Source organism: Nevskia soli, from assembly GCF_903970205.1.
Lineage (GTDB): Bacteria > Acidobacteriota > Terriglobia > Bryobacterales > Bryobacteraceae > Bog-113.
Genome location: NZ_CAJCHS010000314.1, coordinates 1 through 11,655 on the forward strand (window position 1 = coordinate 1; position 11,655 = coordinate 11,655).

The window sequence follows — 11,655 nt, forward strand, 5'->3', positions numbered from 1 at the left end:
GCGAGTATTTCCGGCAGAATGCCGGACGGACGGACCCGCGGCAATCGACGACCGAAGAGCGCACAGGCGGTTTCAAGGATATCTTCAGCCAGTTTTTTAAAGGCGGCAGCGAGACCGAGGAGGAGACGCCGGAGAAAGGCGCGGATCTCGAGTACGCCATCAATATCGATTTCTGGCAGGCGATCAAAGGGACGACGCTGAAGCTGGAAGTGACGCGACACGAGGTGTGCCCGACGTGCCACGGCTCCGGCCAGGGCGCGGGTGGGAGCGTGACGTGTCCGCAGTGCAATGGCACGGGACAGGTGACGCAGATGGCGGGGGCCATGAAGTTTAGCCTCTCGTGCCCGCGCTGCAACGGCAAGGGCCGCCTGCGCAACGCGTGCCCGACGTGTCATGGCGATGGGCGCATCGCGCATAAAGAGACCGTGGACGTGCGCATTCCCGCGGGCGCGCAGACCGGTTCGCGGCTGCGTGTGCCGGGCAAAGGAAATGCGGGAACCATGGGCGCGCCGGCAGGCGATTTGTATATCACGACGCGCGTGGAGCCGCATCCTGTATTCAAGCGCGAAGGCGATAATATCGAGATCACGGTGCCGGTGACGGTGACCGAAGCGGCGCTGGGAGCGAAGATCGAAGTGCCAACGATCGATGGCAAGACGCTTTGGAAGCTGCCTCCGGGAACGGCGAACGGTCAGAAATTCCGGCTGCGCGAGCGCGGGGTTTTCAATACGCGCAAGAACGGGCGGGGCGATCAGATTATCGAAGTATCGCTGCAAGCCCCCAAGGCGCAGGATGAGCGAACCAGGGAGATTCTACGCGAGCTCGCGCAATTGAATCCGGAAGATCCGCGGGCTCAGATCTGGAGCGAGGTGTAGCGTATGGCGCCGCGATCGAAATCGAAAGCCGCCTATATGATCTCGTCGGTGGCCGAGCAATACGGAATTCATCCGCAGACGCTTCGCCTCTATGAGCGGGAAGGGCTGCTGAAGCCTTCCCGCAGCGACGGAAATACGAGGCTTTATACCGAGCAGGATCTGGAACGGCTGGAAGTGATCCTGCATCTGACGCGCGATCTGGGCGTGAATCTGGCGGGTGTTGAGATCATATTGAATATGCGCGAGAAGATGCGGCAAATGCATGAAGAAGTAGAGAATTTCGTGGAGACGCTGAATCAGGAGATGTCGACGCGGTCGCGCGAGGCGGCGCCCCAGGCGCCGAGCGGCGTTCGTACCCTGATTCGGCTGGTAGACGCTAAGCGGCGATGAAGATGCGGGGATTGGTGTCGATCGCGCTGCTGGGAGCGATGGGGGCGGCGGCCGCTTCGGGTGCGGCAAAGACGGCTCCCAAGGACGTGGAAGAAGCGCTCCGCAACCGCGTCGGGCAGTTCTACCAGTTGATCGTGGATAAGAAGTTTCGGGCGGCCGAGGATCTGGTTGCGCCGGATTCGCGGGATGCTTATTACGTTAACGAGAAACCGTCGATTGAGGATTTCCGCGTGGAGGGAATCTCGTGGGAAGACAACTTCACTACGGCGAATCTCACGATGGTGAGCAAGACCAAGATCCGCAATCCACGGGTGGGCGAGTATGAGGAGAACGTGCCTTATTCGAGCCACTGGAAATTCGAGAATGGCCAGTGGTTCTGGTTTATTCCCAAGGTGACCGTGCGGCAAACGCCGTTCGGGGTGATGAAAGTGGATCCGGGGGTGGCCGCCGGAAGCGGGATGGATTTGAAGGCGATGATCGCTAAGGGACCCACGCAGAAAGACGTGCTGCAGGGGGTTGGCGCGGATCGGACGGAAGTGCATCTGACCGGGAACAAAAGTCAGGAAGTGAAGATCGAGAACAAGCTTCCGGGGCGGGTTTCGCTGAGCGCGGAGATTGTTTCGGGCGCGGGATTCGATGTGACTTTGCGCGATTCGGGTCTGGAGGGGCGCGGGAAGACGGAGTTGGTTGTATCTCGGCGTCGCGGGGTGGAGTTTAAGCCGGGGCGATTGACGGTGATGGTTCAGCCTACCGGGCAGGTGTTGCAGATCGCGGTGAATTAGCGACGGGTGGATTCGGCTAGGCCGGAGTGAATAGGTGTTGTGGCCGGGAATCCTTGTGGATTCCCGGCTTTTTGTGTTTATTGGACTGCGATCGTGGCGTTTTCGGATTGATTGCCGGCGCCGCCGAAGGTCAGAACCACGGGAACGGCTGAGCCCGGCGTAACGGTTTCCGGTACCAGCACGTTGACCTGGATCAGACCGATGAAGCCGGGAGCGAGTCCCGCGAACGAGACGGTTGCCGGTTGGCCGCCGATGGTGACTTGCGGGTTATCCGTCAGGGTGATGAGCGGATCGGTGCTCGCGGCCATGCCATCGCTGAGCGGCGCGGACAGCGTTCCTCCGCCGGTAGCGTAGAGGACAATGTAACTCCCGCGCGCGACTGGATTTGTGGCCGAGTTCAGCGTAGCAGCCGGGTAATTGAGGGCGATCGCTTGAATGGGCGCGCCTGTGACGTATCCTGTCGCCGGAAAATCGGCAAATAAGCCGGGATTCGATTCAGCTACCGGCAGCGAAGCGATAACCGTGTAAGGCGTTCCGTTGATGGAGACGACTACCGGCACTTTCGACCCCACAGCCGACTGATAGGGGACCTGCACGTTGATCTGGCCGGCGTTCTCGAAGAAGATTGGAGCTGCCGTGCCGCCGAACAGAACCTGAACACCGGCGAGCGTGGTCACCAGGTTACCGGTGGTGGCGTCGATCGTGCCGGAAACGCCGGCGGCGGGGCCGAATCCCGAGCCGAAGATGCTGACGATCTCGCCGGGCGCGACAACGCTTCCGTTGATGAAGGAAGCGGCGTTCACGACGGCAACGCTTTGGACCACGATCGCGACATGGATGGCCGTCGAGACGCCCGTACCGTCCGTAACGACTACGGGAACGTTAACCGTTCCGGCGGTTGGGAAGATGCCGGTAAGAACACCGTTCGTCAGGGTAATTCCCGCGGGAGGGTTGGCTCCCAAGGCGACCGTATAAGGCGGCGTGCTCGAGAGTGGGACTCCACCCGTGAACTGGAGGGTCGCCGTGTAGGGCAACGCCGCGAACGCGGGAGGCACGCTGGCCGGCACGATGGCCAGAGCGCTGGTCTCGACGTAAAAGACGGGCATCAAGGTCTGCACTTCGCCCAGCGAGTCGGTAACCGTCACGTTGGCGGTGTAGACTCCAGGCGTCGCGGTGACTGTTCCGGAGATTACGCCGGTAGTCGCTGCGATTCCGAGTCCGGTCGGCAGCCCGGTAGCCGTAAAGGTGTACGGCGGTACGCCGTTGGCCGGAACGACGGTGACATTGGTGACTGAGGCCCCGACGAGCACGGTTTGCGGGTTGGGACCGGTCACAGTGAGATCAGCGGAAACCTGGAAATCGACAATGACGGGGAAAGCCGCGCCGGTGGCATCCATGACGGAGAAGGAGACTGGGACGGGCGCTCCTACCGCGGGCGCTGTGCCGGAGATAAGAACGGAGCCGCCGCTTTGAATGGTGTCCGTAAAGCCTGCCGGTAAACCGGTCACCGTCTTGACGGTTAACGGAGGAACCCCGCCGGTGAAGGTGATGGTTGAAGAAACTTTCTCGCCCGCATAAGCCGAGAGCACGTTTGCGCTGGGGGTGATCGGGCCGCTAGATACAGCAATCGATTGTGGAAGCGTGGCGGAAGTACCCGTCGAATCTTGCGCACGGACCGTGTAAGAGTAGATTCCGGGAGTTCCGGTCGGCGTGCCAGTGACGACGCCTGTTTGGGGATTCAACGAGACGCCGGCAGGAAGAGTTCCACCGGCGATGCTAAAGGTGTACGGCGGCAAACCGCCGCCCACGACCAGTTGAGTCGCGGGGAAAGGGGCTTCGGCGTTTACGAGTCCGCCGGCGAGAGTGACGGGCGCAACGGTTACGTTGTAAGTGATCGGGCCGTAGGCGAAGTGGTCGCCCACGAGAATTTCGAACTGGAAGATGTTGGTTCCCGGCGAAAAGACTTCGTTCGGCAGGGCGAAGATGGGCGTGCACGTTACGGCACTGCCGGCCAGGGTGGTGGTGTACACGTTTCCTTCGTAGTCGGCAGGGTTGGCCTCTTTGCAGCGAACGCTCTGAACGGTGGCGCCTGTTCCGTAGGGCGGCAATAAAACCGCGCGCACGGCGACATTGCCGATGGACTGGCCGCTCTGGTTGCCGCCGCTGGCGTATATCCGCAATTGAATCGGAGTACCCCCAGTGCCGGCCTGCGCTGCGTACGTGGCACTGGTGAGATTTGTGGGTGAAATCAACTGGGTCTGCGCGTATTGGAAGTCGGTTCCCGGAGCCACGTAATAGGAGGTTTCGTAGAAAGTGGAGGTGACGGGAGGCGTGGTGGAAAGGGAAGCGGTGATGCTGAATTGCACGTAGCTCGGCCCTGCGTTGATGGGAGCCGACAGGAATTGGACGGAGGCGGTGCCATCCGCGCCGGTCACCGCGCTGTATTCGTTCAGGGGAATTATCCCGTTACTCGTTGTGAAGGTGATGAGCTGACCGGGAAGACCGGCGGAGTTCGGATCGGAACTGGAGGTCACCTTGAAGACAAGCGGCTCGCCGCCGTTGTACTGGGAGTCGGGGTCGAGCTGCCCGTTACCCGAAAGCATCGTAAGCGTTTGCCCGGGTAATAATCCGCAAGAGAAAGCGGTGAAAAAAAGAAATAATGTCGATTTACGCATGAAAAGGGGGTGGACCGGCAGGTAAGCACAGCTAACTCAATGGAAGTATACACCCTAAAAAGAAAAAGGAGAGAGCCTGGGCTCTCCCCTTTGTTGTCAAGATTTGACGGGTAAGCGAAAAAGAAATCCCGTGGCTTAGTGACCGAGGATTTCAGGCTGGCCAGTGGTGCCGACCGGCGTGGAAGGCGAACCAGCGCGGGTCCCCAGCGGGATTACGTTGGCGACGTAGCCCTCGGAAAGACCGCGTCCCGGACCCATAAAGCCGTCGGTGATGAACGCGTATCCGTGAGCGTAGACGAAGTCGCAGACCGCCATCATGTAGCCCTGGAAGCCAGGCGCCACAGCGGAGACGGTGCTGTGCAGTTCGATGTAGCCCGGAGAGGCGGCTACCGAAGGAGCTGTCGTGGGCGCCAAGTCGCCATAGAAGTAGAGAGTGCAAGTTCCGGGGTTGGCGTTAGCAACCGTGTTCTCCGTACCTGTCGGATCGGTTGAAGTGGCGGCGATCGAGAAGCCGGTGTCAAACCCAGCCTGATTGGTCATGAAGGGGAACAGCAGGGTGGTCTGGCAAGCCTGCGGCGCGCTGGTGCCGAACAGCGGGGCATAGGCGGGAGAACTCGGGGAAATTAATCCGGCGAACTCCGGTATGACCGTTGTCGGCGTGCTGGGACCGGCAATCGGCGCTAGCGCCACTTGAGCGGACGGCAGCCCCGAACTAATCGCACCGGAAGCGAAGACCGGGATGAAATAGTTCTCCACCAGGCTGGCGTTGGAGGTTACGACGTTGTAGTAATAAGTTACAGCCGCACCGGTGCCCGTAACTTCCAGAAGGTTACCCGCAGCGCCGCCGGTATCTGAATAAACGAGACCGGAAGTAGGCGTTACCGCAACCGTGCTGCCGGGACCCGTGACGAGGACGGCCGTGCCCACGTTAGTAGCGGACCCGCTCGTGCTGGTGATGGTCACCGGAAGATAGACGGTGATACCCGAGGGGATCGTCAAACCGACCGCAAACTGCGTGCCCGACTGCGCCGGGAATGCGGGGTTACCCGAGAGGTTGGTACCGGACTCCGAGTCGAAGCTAGTGGAAATCGGACCCTGGGGCTTGAAGACGTCAGCATCGAGCGCGCTTTCCGTAACGTTGATCGACCCGTACACGGTGCTTGCCAAGGACAAGGACGTTGGAGACGTGCTGCAAGCGCTAGCTCCGCCCAAACTGTAGGGGGTGATTGATGCCGCCGCCGCGCCTGGCACCACATAACCGACCACAAACAACGGATTCAAAGGAACGTTGACGTTGTTGATGGTGATCACCGAATTCACCTGGCTGAAGATGCCGGCCGTCGGGCTCGTTGCGACCGTACTCGCATTCACCCGAACGCCGCCGATCCCGACCGTGAAACCGCTCGCCAGGTTCGTCGGTAACACTACGCCGTTAAAAACGACAGCCTGACCGACAACGGTCCCAGCGTATGTCGCCGGGTAACCATCGACACCGGTCGATGCAACGGTCAAGTAAGGCTCCGTCGGTTGACTGGTGATCGGCGCACTTACCGAGACGGTTATGTTCGCCGTTCCGCCTGCGACCACTCCGGGACAGTTGAAACTGATCAAACCAGTTAATTCAGTTACGCCTTCCGCCCGCAGTAGCGGGGGAACGCCGTTATTACCGATACACTCGGTAGTTTGCGCGCTAGCCGTACCAACGCCGACGGCGAGGGCCATGGCTGCGAGCAAGAGACTCTTGCGAAAATCTGCCATTTCTTTCTCCTTAAGTTTCTTTCGTAAGTTTCTTGAATCGGTCGAAGTTTCTTCTAACCCCAGCCTCAGCTACCACTACAAATGCCCTTGTACCGCCGAAAGAGAACCAACGGAAATGGTGTCTCCGGCTCCGGATAGCCGCAAGTGGCCGAATCCGGCGCTGTACAAAATTGTTGACGCGAAACGTTGGTTAGCGCGCTTGACTGCAAACTTCGGGACTGCCAAATTGTTCCACTCCGCCGCCTTGAAGCGAGTCGAGACGCGACCCAGTACTTTAGTTCGGACGCAGAGCGGCAAAATCATTGATACCGCATGGCTTGGAGCAGTGTCAAGGCCCATGTTGAAGCAAAGGGCGCGGGAAGAGACGAAAAACATGTCTGCAAATTTCGGGAAACACAGGGAATGGCCGGAATTCCACCTTAAAGGAGCAAAAGAGCGGTTCATCCGCGAAGCGGCCGGTAAAAAATGAAATTTTCTCAATGCGAACAAAGACGGCCTGGAAATCGGCGTAACGATACCGATAGATGCGATGTCCAATATAGCAGACACCTCGAAGTCAAAACCCATCGGCCCTCAAATAGCCCACGCTTGGGTATACTCGTAAAAAGGACGGTTCTGTTCGGCATGGTCCAGCGGCGACGCTCATTTCTCCTGATTCCCCTATTTATTTTGGCCGGCGCCGTCGTGGGTGGACGCTTCGGCTCGCACCTGATGACCGCTTCGGCGGCCTCGACGGAAGACGACGTGAAGTCGAGCGTTCACAACTTCACGAAGGTTTACGGCGTGGTGGAAGACAACTTTGCCGATCCCGTTTCCGCGGATCGCGGCATTTATAAGGGTGCGATTCCCGGCATGCTGCGGACGCTCGACCCGCACTCCAATTTCTTCGATGCCAAAGAACTGGCGCTGATGAAAGAAGAGCAGCGCGGGCATTACTTCGGCGTGGGGATGCAGGTGAGCCCGCGCAATGGGAAGACGGTCGTGATCCGGCCTTTCGTGGGATCGCCCGCTTATAAGGCAGGGATCCGGCCGGGCGACACGATCAGCATGGTTGACGGGAAAAACACCGACAACCTGACGACTACCGAAGTCGCGGACATGTTAAAAGGTCCGCGCGGTACGACGGTGCATATCGGCATCGTCCGCGAAGGTGCGCCGAAACCGCTGGAGTTTGACGTGGTCCGCGACGATATCAACCGGCCCAGCGTCGATCAGGCTTTCTTCGTGAAGCCGGGCTTTGGTTACCTTCACATCGAACTTTTCAACGAGACGACGGGGCATGAAGTGGAGCAGGCGCTGGAGAAGTTCGCGGCGACGGACAAGGCCGCCGGCGAACCGGAGCTCAAGGGGCTGATCCTCGACCTTCGCGATAATCCCGGCGGTTTGTTGAATGAGGCGGTTTCGGTGGCCGATAAGTTCCTGGCGAAGGGCGACGTGATTGTCTCGCACCACGGCCGTTCCTCGCCGGAGCGCGTGTACCGGGCGCAGAACGGCAATCATGGCAGCCTGTATCCGATCGTGGTGATCGTGAATCGGAACTCGGCCTCGGCTTCAGAGATCGTTTCGGGCGCGCTGCAGGATCACGACCGCGCCTGGATTCTGGGCGATAACACGTTCGGCAAGGGATTGGTGCAGACGGTGTATCCGCTGAGCGAAAACACCGGCCTGACGCTGACCACGGCGCGCTACTACACGCCGAGCGGGCGCCTGATCCAGCGCGATTACGCCAACACGTCGTTCCTCGATTACTACTACAAGACCAACACCGCGACGCGCAACGATAACGATGTCAAGATGACGGACGGCGGCCGGACGGTGTACGGCGGCGGCGGCATCGCGCCGGATGAGAAGATCACGCCGGAGAAGTTCGACTCGCTGCAGGCTTATCTCTATGCGCAGGGAATTTTGAATTTCACACGGCATTACTTCGCCGATCATTCGATCAAGCTGCCGGCCAACTGGCAGCCTGACGACCAGACGGTGGAGCAGCTTCACGACTGGATGCTGAAAGAGCCGAACGTGAAGTTCACCGAGGCCGAGTTCACGCGCGACCACGACTGGATCAAGCGCAATCTGGGAACGCAGATGATCCTTACGGCGCTCGGGGCGACCGAAGGCGACAAGTACCGCGTGGAGACGGACCCGATCGTTCTGAAGGCGCTGGATGCGATGCCGAAGGCGCAGGCGCTGCTCGATACGTCGAAGAAGATCATTGTGCAGCGGATGGCGCATTAGGTAGTTGACTCCCCAAATTTTCGTTCTCGACGCAGGCGGTCAGTATTGTCATCTGATCGCCCGGCGAGTGCGTGAACTGGGGGTGCATGCCGAAATCCGCCGGAGCGATGTTCCGGCGCACGAGATTCGCGGTGCGCGCGGCGTCATTATTTCGGGCGGCCCGGCCAGCGTTTACGACCCCGGCTCTCCGACCATCGATCCTGAGATTTTAGACGGCAGTGTCCCGGTGCTGGGCGTCTGCTACGGCCTGCAACTCATGACGCAGCTGCTCGGCGGCGATGTGCGGCCTGGGCAAAAAGGCGAGTACGGACTCGCGACGTTATCGCTGGAAGACGGCTGGGCGGCGAGCCGCCTGCTGGCCGGATTTTCCGACCGCAAGCAAATCTGGATGAGCCACAAGGACGTGGTCGCGGGCTTGCCTGCCGGCTTCTCGCGCATTGGGTCGACGGAGACTTGCGCGATGGCCGTGATTGAGAATCCTAGTCGGCATTTGTACGGGGTGCAGTTCCATCCGGAGGTCGTGCATACCGCGCAAGGGCGCGAGCTGCTGGCGAACTTCGTGTTCGACATCTGCGGGTGCGTGAAGGATTGGGATCCGGCGCATCAGCTGGAAGAGATCGAGACGCAGATTCGGAAGACCGCCGCGGGGCGGAAGGTGTTCTTCTTCGTCAGCGGCGGCGTGGATTCGACCGTGGCGTTTCAGCTGTGTGTGCGCGCGCTGGGCGCCGATCGCGTGCGCGGGATCTATGTCGACACGGGATTGATGCGCGCGGGCGAAACCGAGGGCGTGGCGGCGATGTTCGCCAAACTGGGCGACGATGTTCGGGTGGAGCACGCGGCCGGCGAGTTTCTGGGGGCGCTGGCGGGGGCGCGCGATCCGGAGCTGAAGCGGGCGATTATCGGCGAGGCGTTCGTCGCCGTGCAGGAGCGCATTATCGAAGAGCAGCATTTGTTGAACGCGCGGTGGGTATTGGGCCAGGGGACGATTTATCCGGACACGATCGAATCGGGCGGGACGGCTCAGGCTGCGGTGATCAAGACGCATCACAACCGCGTTGCGGGAATCCAGAAACTGATCGAGAGCGGCGGAATTGTGGAGCCGCTGCAGTCCTTCTATAAGGACGAGGTGCGGGCGATCGGGGTGCAGCTTGGATTGCCGCCGGAGTATCTGGAGCGGCATCCGTTTCCGGGTCCGGGACTGGCGATTCGATGCCTCTGTTCCGAGGTGGACGCGGAGCCGATCGCGCGTGGAGACGAGTGGCTGGTTCCGGTGCGATCGGTCGGGGTGCAGGGAGACTTTCGGACGTATGCGCCGGTGTTGGCGACCGAGGAGTATCCGTCGAAAGCGGTAGATGCGCGCGCGGCTGCAACGGAGTTGGTCAATCAGACGGCGGAGATCAACCGCGTGATTGCGCTGGTTAGTGCGATTGCGCCGGTGGGATCGATGCGGGTGTGGGCATCGTCGATTGTGCCCGCGAGGATTGAGCGATTGCGGGAAGCCGACCGAATTGTGCGGGAGATGTCCAGGGCTAGTGGGTTCGACAGGGAGATCTGGCAGTTTCCCGTGGTGCTGATTCCGTTTGGGACTGCGGAGCGGCGGGATTCGGTGGTGCTGCGGCCGGTAGACTCGGTCGACGGCATGACTGCGGAAGCCGTGCTGATGGATGACAATCTGCTGGGTGCGATGGCGGAGCGGCTGCGAGAGATTGACGGAGTCGCTGGGGTCTTTTACGATCTGACGCATAAGCCTCCGGGGACGATTGAGTGGGAGTAGCGGGCTAAGTTGGGAGCGCGGTCCGCTAAGCTGGCTAGGTGCGAGTAACCGATCGGATCCGACTCTTGCTTCTGCTGCCAGTTGGGTGCGGAATTCTGGCTGCGCAGACTCCCGAGGTTCCCAAAGAGCTTCGCGTGCCGGAGGGTCAGACCTTACTTTTGCGGCTGCATGGCGAGGGGAAGCAGATCTATTCCTGCCAGCGCGCGGCGGACGGCTATGGGTGGAAGCTAAAGGGTCCCGAGGCCAAGCTCATCGACAAAGACGGCAAGGTTGTGGGGCGCCACTATGCGGGTCCGACCTGGGAGTCGACCGATGGAAGCCGGGTGACGGGGAAATTGGCGGCTAGCGTCGCGTCTCCCGATGCGGGTTCGATTCCGTGGCTGCTGTTGGGCGCCGCATCGCATGAAGGCACTGGGGTGATGCAACGCGTGCTGAGTATTCAACGGCTCGAAACGAAGGGCGGCGCCGCGCCTTCGACCGGGTGCGCCGCGGGCAGTGGGAACACCGAGACTTCGGTTCCGTACGAGGCTAGTTATTACTTTTACGGCGACGCGCATGGAGCCGCAGACGCCAAGTAAGTCGATGAACGAGTTTCCGAATTTCGAGCTTACCGGGCAAGTGGCTCTTGTTACCGCGTCGGCACGCGGATTGGGGCGTGCGATCTCGCTGGCTCTCGCGCATGCCGGCGCCGATGTCGCTTTAGGTTTGCGGGACATCGGGGCGCATGGCGGATTACCCGCAGAGATTGAGGCGCTCGGCCGCCGGGCGCTGCCGCTGCAAATGGATGTTACGAAGCAGGACGAGATCTTCCGCGCCGTCGACAATACCGTGGCGCGGTTCGGCCGTCTCGACATCCTGGTTAACAATGCGGGCATCGCTCCGGGAAATCTCGCCGAGAACGTTCGGGAAGAAGACTTCGATTCTACTCTGGCGGTGAACCTGAAAGGGACATTCTTTACCAGCCAGGCGGCGGGTCGCGTGATGATCCGGCAGAAGCGGGGACGGATTATCAATATAGGTTCGCAAGCCGGCTTTGTCGCGCTGCCGACTGAGTCCATTTACTGCATGACTAAGGCGGCGATCGCGCACCTGACTAAGTGCCTGGCGGTAGAGTGGGGTAAGTACAACATAACGGTGAACGCCGTGGCGCCGACGTTTATAGAGAC

10 protein-coding genes are annotated in these 11,655 nt (G+C 60.5%); 8 read left to right on the forward strand and 2 right to left on the reverse strand.

Features of this window, described 5'->3' with window-relative positions:
- From H1Y01_RS13685 to H1Y01_RS13695, 3 genes are all read left to right on the forward strand, one after another.
- Window positions 1–875, forward strand: an 875-nt coding sequence (locus H1Y01_RS13685; protein WP_180541073.1) for a DnaJ C-terminal domain-containing protein, incomplete at its 5' end; no start/stop codon positions are given.
- 3 nt (window positions 876–878) lie between these two features.
- The gene (locus H1Y01_RS13690; RefSeq protein WP_180541074.1) at window positions 879–1,265 is read left to right on the forward strand and encodes a heat shock protein transcriptional repressor HspR; all 387 of its coding nucleotides are present in this window, start codon (window positions 879–881) and stop codon (window positions 1,263–1,265) included.
- A gap of 11 nt (window positions 1,266–1,276) precedes the next feature.
- Window positions 1,277–2,047, forward strand: coding sequence for a hypothetical protein (locus H1Y01_RS13695; RefSeq protein ID WP_180541075.1), 771 nt, complete (start codon window positions 1,277–1,279; stop codon window positions 2,045–2,047).
- A gap of 77 nt (window positions 2,048–2,124) precedes the next feature.
- Here H1Y01_RS13695 and H1Y01_RS13700 read toward each other — a convergent pair whose 3' ends face one another.
- Together H1Y01_RS13700 and H1Y01_RS13705 are read right to left on the reverse strand one after the other, a co-directional pair.
- A complete protein-coding gene (locus H1Y01_RS13700) occupies window positions 2,125–4,650 on the reverse strand; it encodes a putative Ig domain-containing protein (RefSeq protein ID WP_180541076.1) in 2,526 nt (841 codons plus the stop codon).
- A gap of 207 nt (window positions 4,651–4,857) precedes the next feature.
- Window positions 4,858–6,480 (reverse strand): hypothetical protein, encoded by a 1,623-nt coding sequence (locus H1Y01_RS13705; protein ID WP_180541077.1) that lies wholly within the window; start codon window positions 6,478–6,480, stop codon window positions 4,858–4,860.
- Between H1Y01_RS13705 and H1Y01_RS13710 the strand changes: the two genes are divergently transcribed.
- The 5 genes from H1Y01_RS13710 to H1Y01_RS13730 all read left to right on the forward strand — a co-directional run.
- Window positions 6,464–6,949 carry a hypothetical protein gene (locus H1Y01_RS13710; RefSeq protein ID WP_180541078.1) on the forward strand — a complete coding sequence of 162 codons (486 nt, stop codon included), beginning with the start codon at window positions 6,464–6,466 and terminating at the stop codon, window positions 6,947–6,949. The genes H1Y01_RS13705 and H1Y01_RS13710 overlap by 17 nt on opposite strands.
- Window positions 6,950–7,104: 155 nt before the next feature.
- Window positions 7,105–8,715 (forward strand): S41 family peptidase, encoded by a 1,611-nt coding sequence (locus H1Y01_RS13715; RefSeq protein ID WP_180541079.1) that lies wholly within the window; start codon window positions 7,105–7,107, stop codon window positions 8,713–8,715.
- Window positions 8,716–8,719: 4 nt separating this feature from the next.
- Window positions 8,720–10,489 carry a glutamine-hydrolyzing GMP synthase gene (gene guaA / locus H1Y01_RS13720; protein WP_180541080.1) on the forward strand — a complete coding sequence of 590 codons (1,770 nt, stop codon included), beginning with the start codon at window positions 8,720–8,722 and terminating at the stop codon, window positions 10,487–10,489.
- Between the two features lie 65 nt (window positions 10,490–10,554).
- Entirely contained in the window at window positions 10,555–11,067 is a 513-nt protein-coding gene (locus H1Y01_RS13725; protein WP_180541081.1) for a DUF3455 domain-containing protein, read from the forward strand.
- Window positions 11,045–11,655: SDR family NAD(P)-dependent oxidoreductase (locus H1Y01_RS13730; protein WP_219341534.1), on the forward strand; the 611-nt coding region annotated here is incomplete at its 3' end. The genes H1Y01_RS13725 and H1Y01_RS13730, both read left to right, overlap by 23 nt.

Bases quoted from the DNA above. Each gene is read 5' to 3' on its own strand.
- H1Y01_RS13690 (WP_180541074.1), top strand. From the start codon at position 879: ATGGCGCCGCGATCGAAATCGAAAGCCGCCTATATGATCTCGTCGGTG.
- H1Y01_RS13700 (WP_180541076.1), bottom strand. From the start codon at position 4,650: ATGCTTTCGGGTAACGGGCAGCTCGACCCCGACTCCCAGTACAACGGC.
- H1Y01_RS13705 (WP_180541077.1), bottom strand. From the start codon at position 6,480: ATGGCAGATTTTCGCAAGAGTCTCTTGCTCGCAGCCATGGCCCTCGCC.
- H1Y01_RS13715 (WP_180541079.1), top strand. From the start codon at position 7,105: ATGGTCCAGCGGCGACGCTCATTTCTCCTGATTCCCCTATTTATTTTG.